The organism is Janthinobacterium sp. 61, assembly GCF_002846335.1.
Lineage (GTDB): Bacteria > Pseudomonadota > Gammaproteobacteria > Burkholderiales > Burkholderiaceae_D > Janthinobacterium.
The window spans coordinates 2,196,310-2,213,187 of the sequence record NZ_PJMQ01000001.1; the positions used below are offsets into that span (position 1 = coordinate 2,196,310).

The following is a 16,878-nucleotide window of genomic DNA, read 5'->3' on the forward strand; positions in this document are numbered from 1 at the left end:
CACATAAGATGAACAATTAAAACGAAAGCTATCCCTTGGACAAGATCAAGGCCATGCAGACCTTCGTGCGCATCGTCGAAGCCAACAGTTTTTCCAAGGCGGCCGAGACCTTGAATTTGCCGCGCGCCGCGCTGACGGCCACCCTGCAAAAGCTGGAAGCCTACCTGGGCACACAATTGCTGCAGCGGACCACGCGCCGGTTGTCCCTGACGCCGGAAGGCGCCGAGTACTTTCACCACTGCATCGACATCCTGAAGGCCGTCGACATGGCGGAACTGGCATTCCGCGGCCCAGACGCGAAAAAACCGCGCGGCTTGCTGCGCATCAACCTGCCCAGTACGGTGGGTCGCCGTCTCGTCATACCGCATATCGCGCAATTCCACGCTGCCTATCCGGACGTGCAATTGCAGCTGAGCCTGACGGACCGCCTGGTCGACCTGACGCAGGAAGGCATCGATTGCGCCTTGCGCGTGGGCACCTTGCAAGATTCCGCCTTCATCGGCAAACAGGTCGGCCTGATGCGCTTCGTCACGTGCGCCGCACCCGCCTACCTGGCACGGCACGGCACGCCGCAGACCCTGGCCGACCTGGCCGCGCATCAGGGCATCATGCATTACTCGGGCCGCACGGGTCGCGCCTTCGACTGGGATTTTTTTCAGGGAAATGAAGTGCAGCGCGTGCAGATGGCCGGCCCCATCGCCGTCAACGATGCCGACGCCAGCGTTGCCTGCGCCTTGCAGGGGCTGGGACTGGCGCAGGCCGCCGTATATCAGGTGCGCGAACACCTCGACAGCGGCGCGCTGGTCGCCGTGCTGGCCGACCACCCGCCGACGCCCATGCCCATGTCGCTACTGACGCCGCAAGGGCGGCTGGCCACGCCCAAGCTGCAGGCGTTTGCCAGCTGGATCACGGCCCTGCTGGGTGCCCAGCCCGACGTGCAACTGCCCACGCACAAAATCTGAGGCAAAAAAAAGCCCGCTACGAGAGCGGGCTGAATCTATTTTCTTGGAGGAGAATAGAGGAGACAAATGAATTATGCTGCATCGCGGCATATTGATCCAATTGATTGTTGGAATGATAGAAATACGCCAAACGGATAACTGATCGGGGCAAAAAAAAACCGGCGCCGCAAGGAGCCGGTTCTTCACGCCACAACAAGCCTTACTTCGCTGCCGTCACCGGCGTCGCCTTGGTATCTGCGCCATACGGCAAGACCTTGGATGCCATGCGAGTATCGGCCTTGATCAGCGCCACTTCGTCGGCCAGGATGCGCGCCGCTTCGTTCAGCAGCACGTCCTTGGCGCTCTTGGCGGCCGTTTCGGCGTCCAGCTCGGCGCTAAGGGCCCGCTCGTCGCCCTGCAAGCCATCGTCGGTGCGCAAGGCGCCCTTCACGGCGGCGATCTGCTTGGCAGTCTTGCTGGCCGCTTTCGCACCCTTCAGCACATCTTTCGGATCGGGAATCACCACCAGGTCGTCGGCAGGATTCGAAATCTGTGCGATCAGGCGTTTTTCACGGGCCTTGGCGCGCGCTTCCTGGGCATCGCGCTCCTTGCGGCGCACGGTTTCGTTGAGCGAAATCTGGTTTTCCTTGCGCTGCTTGACGACGAGGGCTATGTCATCGAGCAAGTACTGGAAATCCTTGTCCTTGGCCACGCGCGCTTCATGTTTCTTGTCCAGCAGCGGCACGATCTCCTTCAGGTCGCCCGTCGGCATGTAGGGCGCCGGCTTGATGGCCACCCAGGGCAGAGCATTGTCATAGCTCGATTCGCCGAAGTTCTCCGTGTCCGACATGGCTGGCAGCTTGATGTCGGGGGTGACGCCGCGCAACTGCGTGGTACCGCCATTGATGCGGAAGAACTGGGCGATGGTCATTTTCAGCTCGCCAAAACGGGCTTTCTCGCTGCCGCCAAAACGGTCGAGGTTGAACAGGGTCTGCACCGTACCCTTGCCGAAGCTGCCTTCGCCGATGATGACGCCACGGCCGTAATCTTGCACGGCGGCGGCGAAAATCTCGGAAGCGGAAGCCGAGCCGCGGTTGATCAGCACGCCCATCGGGCCATCCCATGCCAGACCGGCATTGGTATCGCTTTCCACGTCGACCTTGCCTTCGGCATTGCGCTGCATCACGACCGGGCCCTTGTCGATGAACAGGCCCGTCAGTTCGACGGCTTCGTTCAGCGAACCGCCGCCGTTGTTGCGCAAGTCGATCAGCACGTTGTCGACCTTATCCTTCTTCAACTCGACCAGCAAACGGCTGACGTCGCGCGTGGCGCTTTTAAAGTCTTTGTCGCCACGGCGGCGCGCTTCGAAATCCTGGTAGAACGTCGGCAGGGAAATCACGCCGATGCGGCGCTTGACGCCGTTTTCCCGCACTTCGATGACCGATTTCTTCGCCGCCTGCTCTTCCATGCTGATTTTCTTGCGCACCAGCGGCAAGACCACGTGCTTGGCGTCCGGGCCGGCGTCGGCCGGCAGGATGTCGAGGCGCACCACGGAATCCTTGGCGCCGCGGATCAGCTGCACCACGTCATCGATGCGCATGCCCAGCACTTCCGTGATGGGGCCGCTTTCGCCCTGCCCCACGCCGACGATGCGGTCGCCAACTTTCAGCTTGCCCGACAATCCCGCCGGGCTGCCCGGCACGACTTCGCGCACCACCGTGTATTCATCGCGCGTCTGCAGCACGGCGCCGATGCCTTCGAGCGACAGCCGCATGGCGATGTCGAAGTTATCCGAGGCGCGCGGGCCCAGGTAATTGGTGTGCGGTTCGATCGACATGGCATACGCGTTCATGAAGATCTGGAACACGTCTTCGCTGTTGAGCTTGCGCGCACGGGTCGTGTAGCTTTCATAGCGCTTGTCCAGCGTCTCGCGGATGGCCTTGTCTTCCTTGCCCGCCAGTTTCAGGCGCAGCCAGTCGTTCTTGACGCGCTTGCGCCACAGGTCGCGCACTTCCTCGTCGTTCTTCGGCCAGGCGGCCTTTTCGCGGTCCAGCTGGTAGCTCTCGTCGGCGGCGAAGTCAAACTTGGTTTTGAGCAATTCACGCGCATACGCCATGCGCTCGTCGAAACGCTGCTGGTAAAGGTTGTAGATGGCAAATGGCGCCGTCAGGTCTTCATTGATGATGGCGTCATCGAGCTTGGTGCGCAAGGGCGCGAAGCGGTCGACATCGGCCTGCACGAAAAACAGTTTCTCCGCGTCCAGGGACTTGAAATAGCGGTCGAAGATTTTCTCCGACATGGCGTCGTCGAGCGGCATGGCCTTGTAATGGACGCGCGTCAATACGCGCGAAGCCCACAAGGCGGCCTGCGTTTGCTGGGCCAGTGGCTTCATGGTTAGCGGAGGAGCGGCGCTCTTGTCCGTCTGGGCTGCGCCAGCGTGGGCTGACAGGGCAAGCACCAGGGTGACCAGCATCATTTGCTTCTTCATCGGCTTCTCCGAAAATTAGTTAAATCAATTCCAGGCGGCGCAGCTACACATGCGCCAGCCAGCAAGACAGTAAGGGGAATACACGACTGGTCTGCATATTATTCTACAGGATACGGCCTGGCAGTCTCCCATGGAATATCAGTTTCTTCCCGGAAGCTTAAACGCGGATTAAAGGCGGCGTCTCATTCATTACAAAGTGAAACATTCGTGAGGAAATACTTCGCCCGGCAGTGCCGAATATTCAAATCCGTAATACGAAACTCAAAAAGTCAATGGGTGACTTCATGAATCCTTGATGCAGATGATGTTTTTATGCGAAATAATGGTTCCTGCGGGAAACACTTAGTAACAAAAAGCAAGCGACATGCTATCATCTCGGCCTGAAATTTTGCATGCCTGTGCACGCTTTCCTAGCGGGCACGCCGCCGTTTCAAGCGTATTCCCCACCAGATCCCCTCCCCGCGTGTCATGTCATGACCAGGAATGGCCGAGCTGATTACCCTTTGCCAGACTCAAACTATGCCTACCAATTCGTTCTCCCTTCGTCACTTTAGTGTCGGGGGCAAGATTACCGCCTTCACGTTTGCGCTGGTCAGCCTGATCCTGGCCAGCCTGACTACCCTGATGACCAACCATACCTCGCGCGTGCTGGAACAGCGCGCCGAAGCGGCCGTCATCAGTGAGCTCAATAGCGTCATGACGACCACGGAAGTATTCCATACCGCCATGGTCAACGAAGCGGCCAGTTTCGCCCGCCTGTTCGCGGCCGAATTCCCCGGCCCGTTCACGGTCGACACAGGCGCCATGGTGGCCGTGGCCGGCAAGGCCACGCCGGCCCTGGCCAACGGCGGCAAGGTGCTCAACCTCGACACGGCCATGGTCGACCGCTACACGGCGCAAACGGGCGTGATCGCCACCATCTTTGCCGCCAATGGCGATGAATTCGTGCGCATCAGCACCTCGCTGAAAAAACAGGATGGCGAACGGGCCATCGGCACCCAGCTCGACCACAACCACCCCAGCTATGCGCCGCTGCGCGCGGGCCAGCGCTTCGTCGGCATGGCCACCTTGTTTGGCAAGCAATACATCACCCAGTACGACCCCGTGCGCGATGCAGGCGGCAAGGTGGTAGGCGTGCTGTTCATCGGCCTCGATATCAGCAAGAATCTGGCCATGCTGAAAGACAAGATTCGCCAGGTCAAGATTGGCCAGACGGGCTACATCTATATCGTCGACACGGCCCCCGGCGCCAATTACGGCCACCTGGTGCTGCACCCGAACAGCGAAGGCAAGAGCGCGCTCGATTTCAAGGCCAGCGATGGCCGCCTGTTCATCCAGGAAATGCTGGCGCAGCAAAATGGCGCCATGCGCTACACCTGGACGGCGCCAGGCGAAACGGGCGCCAGCGCGCGCGAAAAGCAGCTGTATTATCGTCAATTCAAGGATTGGCAATGGATCATCGCAGGTGGCACGTTCACGGACGAGATCACGCTGGAGGCGCGACAGCTGCGCAACCAGCTGGCCATTTCCGGCTTCGTCGCGCTGCTCGTCTTCGTCCTGCTGCTGTACTGGCTGGTGCGCGCCCTCGTGTCGCGCCCGCTGGCGGCCGCCGAAACGGCCGCCGCGCAAATTGCCGCCGGCGACCTGACCGTCCACCTCGAGACGACCAGCCACGACGAAATCGGCCGCCTGCTGCTCGCCATGAACCGCATCAGCGACAAGCTGTCGCAAGTGGTCAGCAACGTGCGCGGCAGCGCCGGGCAAATCGCCACGGCGTCCGGTGAAATCGCCAGCGGCAACCTGGATTTGTCGAGCCGCACGGAACAGCAAGCCAGCTCGCTGGAAGAAACGGCCGCCTCGATGGAAGAACTCAGTTCCACCGTGCGGCAGAACGTTGATCACGCACAGCAAGCGAGCAAGCTGGCACGCGACTCGTCGACGCTGGCAGCCGAAGGCGGCGCGGCCGTGGCGCAAGTGGCCAGCACCATGGATGCCATCCGCAGCTCATCGGGCAAGATCGCCGACATCATCGGCGTGATCGACGGCATCGCCTTCCAGACGAATATCCTGGCCTTGAACGCGGCAGTGGAAGCGGCCCGTGCGGGCGAGCAGGGACGCGGCTTTGCCGTCGTCGCCACCGAGGTTCGCACCCTGGCGCAGCGCTCGACGGCCGCGGCGAAAGACATCAAGGATTTGATCCAGGCGTCCGCCGGCACAGTGGACCTGGGCCATGCGCAAGTGAGCCAGGCCAGCGCCACCATGGACACCGTGGTGGCCAGCGTGCAGCAAGTGAGCACCATCATGGCCGAAATCGCGCAGGCGAGCGAAGAACAGCGCAGCGGCATCGAGCAAGTCAACCAGGCCATCGCCCAGATGGACCAGGTGACCCAGCAGAACGCGGCCCTGGTGGAAGAAGCGGCAGCGGCCGCCGACGCCCTGCAGGAGCAGGCGCAGGATCTGAACCAGGTGGTGGGCGTGTTCAAGCTGTAAGCTCAAGCCTGGTGCTAAGATGGGGACGAACCCACCTTGCCAGGAGACGCGATGCACGACGACTACGTTTTAATAGCCCGGCTGATGATACCGACGGATGCGCACGTCATTCGTGGATGCCTGGCAGCGGCCGGCATCGACGTGCTACTGACGGACGACCAGCACATGCAGGCCGACATGCTGCTGGCGGCCGCCATTGGCGGCGCCCGCGTCATGGTGCGTGAACACGACGTGGCGCGCGCCAATGAAATACTGGCCGCCTTCGAGCGGGGCGATCTGGCCTTGTCAGATGATGCGGACGTGGGCGCGCCCGTCGCCGAATAAGCCTACGAGTAGAAACAGCGCCCGCATGCCTGGCGGTAACTCTCGTTGCCGCCAATACTGATCTGCTCGCCTTCCTTGATGCGGCGGCCCTGCTCATCCACGCGGATGTTCATCGTGGCCTTCTTGCCGCAGGTACAAATATTTTTCAATTCCTCGATATCGTCGGCCAGCGCCAGCAGATAGGCCGAGCCGGGAAATGGTTCGCCCTTGAAATCCGTGCGCAAGCCGTAGCAGATGACGGGCACGCCCTTTACTTGCGCCAGCTGGTGCAATTGTTGCACTTGTGCCGTGCTGAGAAATTGCGCTTCATCCACCAGCAGGCAAGCCACCTGGGGAATATCGTTGAGGAAATTCGTATCGGCATGGAAGATATCGACCTGGCGCTGCGGGCCCAGGCGCGAAGTGACACGGCCCACGCCGTAGCGGCTGTCGATGGCTGCCGTGTACAGGCGCACCTGCTGGCCCTGCTCTTCATAGTTATGCGCGACTTGCAACAAGGCTGTCGACTTGCCCGCGTTCATCGCGGAATACCGGAAATAAAGTTTTGCCACTGCCGCCTGCCCTGTTTGGTTGATTTTCAATACTATTTAGTATCTTTTCGAGGCGTGATTATAAATCGCAATGGTGAGCTTGCGGCAGCTTAATACGCGCGTCGCTGGCGCGGCAAGCGGGCGAAAAACGGCGCATACTCGAATCGCCCGCGCTGCAAGCGATATGCACAGGGCGCATATGCAAGCATGGAAACATTCGTTCGCCGCACTCGTCCACCCGCCTACACTGCGCGGCACGGAAGGCTGCTCGGGACACAATCCGGAGCGGCTGTTTCTCTGACAGGAGCCACCATGAATGATCGAATGCCATCCCCATCCCAGCCGCCAGCGCTATACAAGCTGATCGGCAATACCCCACTGGTCGAAGTGACCAGGCTCGATACGGGCCTGTGCCAGCTGTTCCTGAAACTGGAATCGCAAAATCCCGGCGGTTCCATCAAGGACCGCATCGGCCTGTCCATCATCGAAGCGGCCGAAGCCGACGGCCGCTTGCAGCCGGGCGGCACCATCATCGAGGCCACCGCCGGTAACACGGGCATCGGCCTGGCGCTGGTGGGCCGCATCAAGGGCTACCGCGTGATTCTCGTCGTGCCAGACAAGATGTCGACGGAAAAAGTGCTGCACTTGAAAGCCCTGGGCGCTGAAGTGCACACCACGCGCTCGGACGTGGGCAAGGGCCATCCCGAGTACTACCAGGATTACGCGGCGCGCCTGGCGCGCGAACTACCGGGCGCCTTCTTCGCCGACCAGTTCAACAATCCCGCCAATCCGCTGGCCCACGAAACGACGACGGCCCCCGAAATCTGGGAGCAAAGCGGGCACGACGTGGACGCCATCGTCGTCGGCGTGGGTTCGTCGGGCACCCTGACGGGCCTGACGCGCTACTTCCGCAAGGCGCAGCCCAAGCTGGAATTCGTACTGGCCGACCCGCAAGGCTCCATCCTCACCGAATACATCGATACGGGCAAAGTCTCGGACACGAGCGGCTCGTGGGCCGTCGAAGGCATCGGCGAAGATTTCATTCCGTCCATCGCCGACATGGACAGCGTCACGAAGGCCTACACCATCACAGACCAGGAAAGCTTCGACAGCGCGCGCGCCCTCTTGCGCGCCGAAGGCATTTTAGGCGGCTCGTCGACGGGCACCCTGCTGGCCGCAGCGCTCAAGTACTGCCGCGAACAGACCACGCCAAAGCGCGTCGTCACTTTTGTCTGCGACACGGGTACTCGCTACCTGTCAAAAGTCTACAACGATGGCTGGATGCGCGACCAGGGCTTATTGCAGCGGGCCGTGTCGGGCGACTTGCGCGACCTGATCGGGCGCCGCTACGACGAGGGCGACGTCGTCAGCGTGGCGCCGGGCGACACCCTGCTCACAGCCTTCAACCGCATGCGCGCCAGCGACCTGGCGCAGCTGCCCGTCATTGATAGCGGCCAGCTGGTCGGCATCCTCGACGAATCGGACTTGCTGCTGCACGTCTCCGGCGACGCCGCCCATTTCGCGTCGCTGGTGGGCGCCACCATGACGACGCAGATCGAAACGCTGGCCCCATCAAGCGGCTTGCCCGCCCTGCGCGCCACCCTGGACCGGGGCTTGACGGCCGTCGTCGCCGACGCTGACGCCTTCTATGGCCTGATCACCCGCTTCGACCTTCTCAACCACTTACGCAGGACACTATCTTGAGCAAAGAAACTATCCGCAAGCGCCACCTCGCCACGCGCGTCATCCACGCCGGCCAGTCGCCCGACCCGTCGACGGGCGCCATCATGCCGCCCATTTACGCCACCTCCACCTTCGTGCAGGAGAGCCCCGGCGTGCACAAGGGATTGGACTACGGCCGCTCGCACAATCCCACGCGCTGGGCGCTCGAGCGCTGCGTGGCCGACCTGGAAAGCGGCAGCGCGGCCTTCGCGTTTGCCTCGGGCCTGGCCGCCATCTCGTCCGTGCTGGAGTTGCTGGACGCGGGCAGCCACATCGTCGCCGGTGACGATATGTACGGCGGCACCTACCGCTTGTTCGAGCGCGTGCGCCGCCGCTCGGCCGGCCACCAATTTACCTATGTCGATCTGACGAATCCGGAAAACCTGCTGGCCGCACTGCGCCCGGAAACAAAGATGGTGTGGGTCGAAACACCCACCAACCCGATGCTGAAACTGGCCGACCTGCGCGCAATTGCCGACATCTGCCGCGCACGGGGCATCATCGCCGTGGCCGACAATACCTTCGCCAGCCCGCTGGTGCAGCGTCCTCTGGAACACGGTTTCGACATCGTCGTCCATTCGACCACCAAGTACTTGAACGGCCACTCGGACATCATCGGCGGCATCGCCATCGTCGGCGCAGAAGAACGCCAGGCGGAATGGCGCGAGCAGCTGGGTTTTCTGCAAAATTCGGTGGGCGCGATTGCCGGGCCGTTCGACAGCTTCCTCGCCTTGCGCGGCGTAAAAACCCTGGCCATCCGCATGCAGCGCCATTGCGAAAGCGCCCTGGCGCTGGCGCAGTGGCTGGAGCAGCAGAAAGAGGTAAAACAAGTGTTTTATCCGGGCCTGGCCTCGCACCCGCAGCACGCGCTGGCGCAGCGCCAGATGGATGGTTTCGGCGGCATCATCTCCATCGACCTCGATACGGATTTAGCCGGTGCGCGGCGTTTCCTGGAGCGTTGCGAGGTGTTCGCCCTGGCCGAGAGCCTGGGCGGCGTGGAAAGCCTGATCGAGCATCCGGCCCTGATGACGCACGCCAGCATCCCGGCCGAGCAGCGGGCCAGACTGGGCATAGGCGATGGCTTGATCCGGCTGTCGGTGGGGATTGAAGACCTGGAAGACCTGCGGCATGACTTGCGCACGGCGCTCGACGCGATTTGATCGGCCGGCTCCTGTTTTTCCAGGGTGGTAGCGGCGCTCCAGGCGCTGTTCCACCTGTTCCGGATAAACAGCACCTCCTTGAACTCACCCCGCGCATGCATGGCCGCCTGGTCCTGGAAATGGGGTGAGCGCGGATCGCTGCTCTGGCCCTACGCGGCCAGCGCGCGCCACTTGCCCGAAGCGTAAGGCACGCGCGAACTGGCATGGTCAACTCCGCATCAGGACGCGTCGATCAAGGCTGCAATACGCTGCTCGAGTTCCGCGTTTTGCGCCTGCAGCTGCGCCACCCGCTGTTTCAGGCTGGCGATCTCGCCGCGCAGGCGCTCCGCTTCGGACGGTGTCTGGGCAGCATTTTCCGCCCACGGCTCATTGCCCGTCTCCGGCGTATCTTGCGAGACGTGGCCTTTCGGCGCGCGCGGCGTGCGCGTGGCGGCGCGCTGTTCGCGGATTTCCTTGGCCGCCTGGCGTAATAACTTCTTGCCACCGGCGACGGCCGCCACCTGCTCTTCCGGCGGCAGGGATGCCACGGTGGCGGCCGCATTGATGGAGATCGTACCCGAACGGACCGCTTCCACCAGTTCCGGCGACGCCGCCTTCTGAATCTTTTCGATCTGGCTGATCTGGTTGCTGCTCAGGCGGGCGGCCTTGGCCACCTCTTCGCGCGTGCTCATGGGCGGCTTCGGCGCATTTTCGCCGTCCGGCGCATCCTGGGTGCTGACGGGAGCCGGGCTGCGCGCGGCGACGATTTCCTTCTTGCGCAGGGCCAGCACGCCGCGCTGGAAGTCCGAGACGCTGCGCCGCGCCAGGTGGTTGTCGATCATCCACAGCATGACGTCGTCGAGCGAGGTAAAGCTGGTGTTCTGGATGGTCTTGAATTCGATGCCGTGCTGGCGGCAGATGGCGTAGCGGTTATGCCCGTCGATCAGCACGTCGTTCCACAGCACCAGCGCGTCGCGGCAGCCTTCGGCAAGCAGGCTGCGCTCGAGCGCCGCGTATTCGCTGGCGGTGAGCGGGTCGATATACGACTGCAGCACCTGATTGATAGTGATATTCATGGTTGTCCTCAATATAGCGGCGCGATGGTCCGCGCCGGCACGAATGCTACACCATCCGCCTCCCCTGGCCGGGTAAAATCATGGCGGCACAGCTCAATCAAAAACACGGACCATGAAAAGAAAGTACGCCACCGCAATCATTTTTACCGTTGCCGCCATCGGCTTCACCTGGGTCAGCCCCTACATCGCCATGTACCGCATCAGCATCGCGGCGAAATCCGTGCGCCTGGAAAACCTGGCGCAGCAGGCGGACCTGCCCGCCGTGCGCGCCAGCGTGGCGCGCCAGTTGCGGGCGGCCGGCGACACGGCCAGCGAAGACGACTTCAAGGAAATGCTCGACACCATCGTCTCGCCGCCCGGCATCACGGTGCTGATCCTGCACGGCAAACAGGGGGCCGACGGCAAGCGCCACGACTTCGGCATGGCTTACCGCTCGTGGAACGAAGTGGTGTTGCGGCGCAGCGGCGCCGGCCCCGCCGCCAGCCAATTTTTGCTGCGCCGCCACGGCATCTGGGACTGGAAACTGACGGATATTACCTTGCCGCCAGAATTACTCTGATGAAACTTGATCTAAAACAACACTTACTTAAACCGTCATATTGATTTTGGGAAATATTATGTAGAATGCCAACACTTCAGGCGCACCGGGTCGCCAGGCATCCGAGAGATTGCACGATGAAAAGAATGATGCTTCTCGCTGTAGTGGCACTGGTCGCGCTGGCCGGCGTCTTCTATGGCAGCCCGTATTTCACCATGAACAAGATTCGTGCGGCGACCATGGACGAAGATAGCCAGGCCTTGGCTGCGCAGATCGACCTGGAGCTGCTGCGCAGCAGCCTGGGGCAGCAACTGCACACCCTGTTCTCGGCGCCGGAAGTGGCCGACGATATCAGCCCCGACGTCATTGACCCCTTGCTTGATACCATGCTGATGCCTGAAGGCATCGTCGCCTTGATGAAGCTCAATGACCGCTACGAGAAGCCAATCGCCAAGGTCAGCGACATCAGCGGCCGCAAGCGCAATGCCAAGCCCGACTACAAGCTGCGCTACACCTCGTGGGACAGCGTCGTGGTGCAGCGTGCCCACAGCAAAAGCCATATCGGCGAGCTGACCCTGACGCGCGATGGCATGTGGGGCTGGAAGCTGACGTCGGTGGCACTGCCCAGGAATCTGCTGGCCGACGCGTAAAACGGCCGCGCACTGCTATCATCTGTCCATCCACATTCATTTGGAGGCAGCATGACTGACCTGGTACACCACGCACTGGCCCACGCGGCCAAACCGGCCACCACGCCCTGGGTCGTCACCCTGGTCAGCGGTGAAAAGCTGACAGGCCCCATCACCGCTCTGGCCGACGGCTGCTACGCGATCGGCCTGGGGCAAATCAAGTATTTTTCCAGCGACAAGGTCGCCAGCCTGAATGTCTCGGGCGCGGGCGCGTTTCCTATCTGAGCCATCTGATGCGTTTTCCTACGGACGGTGCGGATCTGGCAGCGCATTTGCAGGCGCTGGAAGCGGCGCTGCAAAGCCGGGCTGTGCGCGCCGATAGCGTCAGCCTGGCGGCATTGCTAGCTGACGAGTTCGTCGAATTCGGCAGTTCCGGCAATGTCTGGACACGGGCGGCGACCCTGGCTGACCTGCCTGCGGAACAATTTATCTCGCGCAGCATCAGCGAGTTTCAGGCGCAGCTGCTGGCCGAGGACATCGCGTTTGTTACCTACCGCTCGCAGCGGCACGCAGCGGGCACCCAGCCCGCCAGCGCCAGCCTGCGCAGTTCGCTATGGAAGCGACGTGATGGCCGCTGGCAAATGGCGTTTCACCAGGGCACGCCCATTCCCGCCTGAGACAGCTCCCGCTCACGCCGCCAGGCGCGTGCCGTCAGGTTGCGCGAGGTCGGGCAAGCACGCCAGCGCCGCTTTCAGGGCGGCAAAACACTGCGCGTCGATGGCTGTGCCCACCGTCTCGGCCATGATCTCGAGCGCTTTGGGTATCGGAATTGGTCCCCGATAAGGCCGGTCGGCCGTGATGGCGTCGAAAATATCGGCCGTGGTGATAATGCGCGTTTCCAGGCTGATGTCGTCGGCCGTCAAACCCCGCGGATAGCCCTTGCCATCGAGCCGTTCATGGTGCGCAGCTGCCACGACAGCCAGTTCGGCAAACGCATCAATGCGTGACAGAATCGTTTCCGTATAGTGTGCGTGCTGCTGCACTGCCAGCCACTCATCGGCGTCGAGTTTGCCAGCCTTGTCCAGCACGCTGTTGCTGACGCCAAGCTTGCCGACGTCATGCAGCAAGGCACCCCGCTTGAGCCAGCGGCGCCGCTCCGGCGTCACACCCAAGGCTTCGGCGATCATGTCCGTGTACAGCGCAACGCGCTCGCTGTGGCCGCTCGTGTACGGGCTTTTCGAATCGACCACCTGGCCGAACGCGGCAGCGATGTCGTCGAGATAATCCTCATCCACCGGCACGGAACGGTTCGCCGGTTCCAGCGCCGCCACGGCGGCCGTCAGGTCCTGCGAGCGCAACATGGACCAGAAGGCGCCCGACTGCGCCACCCGCTCGAATGCCTGCACCAGTTGTGGATCAAACCAGGTCGCCGAGCGCTGGCGCACTTCCGCCTGGGCCGCGCGCGCGCCATCGGCCGTATGAAAGACGTCGACCACCTGCGCCAGCAGGGCAATGCGCGAAAACAGGGGAATCGCCTGGCCTGCCAGTTTGTCCGGCTTGCCCTGGCCGTTATAGTGTTCGTCGAGGCTGTAGATGCCCTGTGCCACGGTTTCCGGAAAGCGCAGCAGGCGCGCGATGTCGGCGCCGCGCTGGCAGCGCGTGGCGATCAGCTCCTGCGCGATGTGCGGGCCGTCGCGCAAGATCGTCATCACGGCGCGGAAGCGCTCGGCCAAGCCGGCCTTCAGGCCCGTGTGCTTGAGGACGAATTTGAGCACTTGCGGCAGGCTGTCGCCCACAGTCTTGAAGCCTTGCTTGAAAGACAGATCATCCGTCAGGTAGAGCTCGCAGATGCGCGCGGCATTGCTGCTGCAGCCCAGGTCCTTGAGCAGCAGGGTGTAATACAGATTCCACAAGTCTTCATCCGCCATGCCCAGTTCGCGTCCCACATGCATGCCGATCCAGCAACAACGGATGCAATGGCCTTCCGGCTGCCCCTCCGTGATGTCCAGGGCCTGGCTGAGGGCGGCGATCAGTTCGGAGAGCCGGATGCCGTCAACGGCCGGTGCACTTGCAGATAAAATTATCATGGCAGAAATATAAGTTTCCAATTTGCAATAGATTACATTCTACGCGAAATCCTGCATGTAGATGCCTTGTGGCAACCTCATTGCCCCTGCATGCGCCGCGCGGGTGCAACTGGCAGGCAACATGCCATCCCATGATGTGGCAATACAACAACATCGCATGGCAAAAAGAAAGAGGGGGAACTGTCGTATTTTTCGCACTGCGCACTGGCCGCTCACACGCCATGGCGTCGGCATGTTTGCGCTGTCGCAGGGAAAACCTTCGGTGGCCAAGCGGCCGTCTGCGCTGGCAAAAGCCTTGCGGCACCTCACTATGCACCCGCCCGATATTGACGACAAATACGATTTTATTCAGGTATTGAGTCGAAACGAATATAAATAGTTTGGCCTGGAAAATGGCATGAATACCAAAACTTTCCGTGCTAGCATGATTTTTCGTCTAGCGGACTTGCGCCTGCCTGGACCTTACGAACAAACTTGACCGACAGGAGCCGTTTCATGATGACACCGCATGCCAGCACACACGCCAGCACAATCCGCCACACCCTGATTGCCCTGGCAATCACTGCCGCCTTTCCCCTGCAGGCGCTGGCGCAAGACAGCGTCCCGGCGCCAGCCGCCGACGCACCTGCCGCTCCGGTGGCACAGGCCGGCCCTGGCCAGCTGGAAACGGTCATCGTGACGGCGCAGCGACGCGCGGAAAACATCAAGGACGTGCCCATGTCCATCGCCACCCTGAAGGGCGACAAGCTCGACACCCTGACGGCCGGCGGCGCCGACATCCGCTTCCTCAACAGCCGTTCGCCCAGCGTCTCGGTCGAATCTGATTACGGCCGCACCTTTCCCCGCTTCTATATTCGCGGCCTGGGCAACACCGATTTCGACCTGAACGCCTCGCAGCCCGTGGGCCTGGTGATGGATGACGTGGTGCAGGAAAACGCCATGCTGAAGGGTTTCCCCGTGTTTGACGTGGATCAGGTCGAGGTGCTGCGCGGCCCGCAAGGCACCCTGTTCGGCCGCAACTCGCCGGCCGGCGTGATCAAGTTCGATTCGGCCAAGCCCGTCTTCAAGACGGAAGGCTACCTGAGCGGCGGATTCGGCAAAGATGGCATGAAGAACCTGGAAGGCGCTTTCAACGTGCCCGTCAGCGACACCGTTGCCCTGCGATTTTCCGGCCAGACGCAGCGCCGCGACGACCGCGTGCACAACCCGCGCCCCACCGGCACGCGCGACTTTGAAGGTTATGAAGACAGCGCCGCCCGCCTGCAAGTGCTGGTCAAGCCCACGCGCGACTTCACTGCCCTGTTCAACGTGCACGCGCGCGACCTCGATGGCACGGCGACGCTGTTCCGCGCCAACATCCTGAAACAGGGCACCAATGACCTGGTCGACAATTTTGATTATGGCTCCTACCCTACCGATGGCATCAACCGCCAGCACCTGAAAACCAAGGGTGGCAGCATGCGCCTGAAATGGGACTTGCCCGGCGTCACCCTGCACTCGATCACCGGCTACGAAAAGCTCGACTTTTACAGCCGCGCCGACGTCGACGGCGGCTATGGCGCCGTGTACGCCCAGCCGATGGGCCCCGGCTTCATTCCTTTCGTCGTGGAAACGGCCGACGTGATTCCCAAGCACAAGCAGATTTCGCAGGAATTCCGCGCCGAATCGAGCGCCAAGGGCCCGCTGCAATGGATAGGCGGCCTGTTCTACTTCAAGGAAGATATCCAGATCGACAGCATCAGCTTTGACAGCCTGGCGCCCGGCAATCCGCAAAACAGCGCCTACGCCACGCAAAACCAGAGCTCGAAGTCGTACGCGGCCTTCGGCTCGCTCAACTACACGGTCTCGGACGCCCTGAAACTGCGCGCCGGCCTGCGCTACACGAGCGACAAGAAGGATTTCTCGGCCAAGCGCGTGGAAGCGACCACGGCCGGGCCATTCAACCTGAATGACACCTCGCACAACGTCAGCTGGGACCTCAGCGGCACCTATGTGCTGACGCCGGAAACCAACGCCTACGCGCGCATCGCCACCGGCTACCGCGCGCCATCGATGCAGGGCCGCCTGAACGGCCTGGCCGACCGCCCTTCGTTTGCGGGCGCCGAGAAAGCGCTGTCCGTCGAGGCGGGCATCAAGCAAGACCTGTTCGACAAGCGCGCGCGCCTCAGCCTGGCCGTGTTCCAGTACCGGGTCAAGGACAAGCAACTGACAGCCGGCAGCGGCGCCGTCAACATGAACCAGCTGATCAACGCCGACAAGGCCACCGGCCGGGGCGTGGAACTCGATTTCCAGGCTAACCTCAGCGATTCGCTCAGCATGACCCTGGGCGGCAGCTACAACCACACGGAAATCCAGGACAAGAAGCTGTTCGTGCAAAGCTGCGGCAACGCACTGAACAACCCGGCCAGCGGCTGCACCGTCACCGACCCCGTCGGACCATTCAAGGGCACATCCTATATCGACGGCAACCCGCTGCCACGCGCACCGGAATGGCAAACCAACTTCACCCTGAAATACAGTATCCCCCTGGCCAATGGCGAGTTCTACGCCTACACGGACTGGGCCTATCGCACCAGCTACAATTTCTTCCTCTATGAAGCGAAGGAATACAAGGCCAAGGAACTGCTCGAAGGTGGCTTGCGCGTCGGCTACAAGTGGGACAAATACGAACTCTCCGCGTATGGCCGCAACATCACCAACCAGATCCAGTCACTGGGCGCCATCGACTTCGACAACCTGACGGGCATCGTCAACGAACCACGCACGTATGGCGTGCAGTTCAAGGCGACGTTTTGATGGCGGGTAGATGAAACCAGGCTGTCCGGTGCGAACCGGACAGCATTTTTCTCCCACCACGGCAGAAACCTGGCTGTGGATGCGAGACCATCGCTCCGGCACAAGATGGCATTACGGG

At 61.9% G+C, this 16,878-nt stretch carries 15 protein-coding genes; 11 read left to right on the plus strand and 4 right to left on the minus strand.

Features of this window, described 5'->3' with window-relative positions:
• The first annotated feature begins 35 nt into the window (after positions 1–35).
• A complete protein-coding gene (locus tag CLU92_RS10015) occupies positions 36–962 on the plus strand; it encodes a LysR family transcriptional regulator (protein ID WP_101481780.1) in 927 nt (308 codons plus the stop codon).
• Between the two features lie 199 nt (positions 963–1,161).
• On the opposite strand, the gene CLU92_RS10020 is transcribed toward CLU92_RS10015, so the two are convergent.
• Positions 1,162–3,429 (minus strand): carboxy terminal-processing peptidase, encoded by a 2,268-nt coding sequence (locus tag CLU92_RS10020; RefSeq protein ID WP_101481781.1) that lies wholly within the window; start codon positions 3,427–3,429, stop codon positions 1,162–1,164.
• A gap of 519 nt (positions 3,430–3,948) precedes the next feature.
• On the opposite strand from CLU92_RS10020, the gene CLU92_RS10025 reads away from it, so the two are divergent.
• Both CLU92_RS10025 and CLU92_RS10030 read left to right on the plus strand, forming a co-directional pair.
• Positions 3,949–5,919: a Cache 3/Cache 2 fusion domain-containing protein gene (locus tag CLU92_RS10025; RefSeq protein WP_180338481.1), complete on the plus strand. Its 1,971-nt coding sequence runs from the start codon at positions 3,949–3,951 to the stop codon at positions 5,917–5,919.
• A gap of 51 nt (positions 5,920–5,970) precedes the next feature.
• The gene (locus CLU92_RS10030) at positions 5,971–6,243 is read left to right on the plus strand and encodes a putative signal transducing protein (RefSeq protein WP_101481782.1); all 273 of its coding nucleotides are present in this window, start codon (positions 5,971–5,973) and stop codon (positions 6,241–6,243) included.
• 2 nt (positions 6,244–6,245) lie between these two features.
• On the opposite strand, the gene CLU92_RS10035 is transcribed toward CLU92_RS10030, so the two are convergent.
• Positions 6,246–6,794, minus strand: coding sequence for a thymidine kinase (locus tag CLU92_RS10035; RefSeq protein ID WP_034778598.1), 549 nt, complete (start codon positions 6,792–6,794; stop codon positions 6,246–6,248).
• A gap of 291 nt (positions 6,795–7,085) precedes the next feature.
• Between CLU92_RS10035 and CLU92_RS10040 the strand changes: the two genes are divergently transcribed.
• Together CLU92_RS10040 and CLU92_RS10045 are read left to right on the plus strand one after the other, a co-directional pair.
• Positions 7,086–8,477: a pyridoxal-phosphate dependent enzyme gene (locus tag CLU92_RS10040; RefSeq protein WP_373917764.1), complete on the plus strand. Its 1,392-nt coding sequence runs from the start codon at positions 7,086–7,088 to the stop codon at positions 8,475–8,477.
• A complete protein-coding gene (locus CLU92_RS10045; RefSeq protein ID WP_101481784.1) occupies positions 8,474–9,655 on the plus strand; it encodes a PLP-dependent aspartate aminotransferase family protein in 1,182 nt (393 codons plus the stop codon). Before CLU92_RS10040 ends, CLU92_RS10045 begins: the two co-directional genes overlap by 4 nt.
• 218 nt (positions 9,656–9,873) lie before the next feature.
• Here the strand turns inward: CLU92_RS10045 and CLU92_RS10050 are convergent, their stop codons facing one another.
• Entirely contained in the window at positions 9,874–10,710 is an 837-nt protein-coding gene (locus CLU92_RS10050) for a hypothetical protein (protein ID WP_101481785.1), read from the minus strand.
• Between the two features lie 112 nt (positions 10,711–10,822).
• Here CLU92_RS10050 and CLU92_RS10055 point away from each other — a divergent pair, with 112 nt between their 5' ends.
• The 4 genes from CLU92_RS10055 (at position 10,823) to CLU92_RS10070 (ending at position 12,554) form a co-directional block, all read left to right on the plus strand.
• Positions 10,823–11,269 carry a DUF2939 domain-containing protein gene (locus CLU92_RS10055; RefSeq protein WP_101481786.1) on the plus strand — a complete coding sequence of 149 codons (447 nt, stop codon included), beginning with the start codon at positions 10,823–10,825 and terminating at the stop codon, positions 11,267–11,269.
• Positions 11,270–11,394: 125 nt separating this feature from the next.
• The gene (locus CLU92_RS10060) at positions 11,395–11,898 is read left to right on the plus strand and encodes a DUF2939 domain-containing protein (RefSeq protein WP_180338482.1); all 504 of its coding nucleotides are present in this window, start codon (positions 11,395–11,397) and stop codon (positions 11,896–11,898) included.
• A gap of 51 nt (positions 11,899–11,949) precedes the next feature.
• Positions 11,950–12,162 carry a hypothetical protein gene (locus CLU92_RS10065; RefSeq protein ID WP_092709745.1) on the plus strand — a complete coding sequence of 71 codons (213 nt, stop codon included), beginning with the start codon at positions 11,950–11,952 and terminating at the stop codon, positions 12,160–12,162.
• Positions 12,163–12,170: 8 nt separating this feature from the next.
• A complete protein-coding gene (locus CLU92_RS10070; protein ID WP_101481788.1) occupies positions 12,171–12,554 on the plus strand; it encodes a DUF4440 domain-containing protein in 384 nt (127 codons plus the stop codon).
• A 12-nt stretch (positions 12,555–12,566) separates the two neighbouring features.
• On the opposite strand, the gene CLU92_RS10075 is transcribed toward CLU92_RS10070, so the two are convergent.
• Positions 12,567–13,964, minus strand: a complete 1,398-nt coding sequence (locus CLU92_RS10075; RefSeq protein WP_101481789.1) for an HD-GYP domain-containing protein — start codon at positions 13,962–13,964, stop codon at positions 12,567–12,569.
• Positions 13,965–14,085: 121 nt separating this feature from the next.
• Here CLU92_RS10075 and CLU92_RS27470 point away from each other — a divergent pair, with 121 nt between their 5' ends.
• Positions 14,086–14,343, plus strand: a complete 258-nt coding sequence (locus CLU92_RS27470; RefSeq protein ID WP_143452595.1) for a hypothetical protein — start codon at positions 14,086–14,088, stop codon at positions 14,341–14,343.
• Between the two features lie 119 nt (positions 14,344–14,462).
• Positions 14,463–16,760: a TonB-dependent receptor gene (locus tag CLU92_RS10080; protein ID WP_101484598.1), complete on the plus strand. Its 2,298-nt coding sequence runs from the start codon at positions 14,463–14,465 to the stop codon at positions 16,758–16,760.
• The last annotated feature ends 118 nt before the right edge of the window (positions 16,761–16,878 follow it).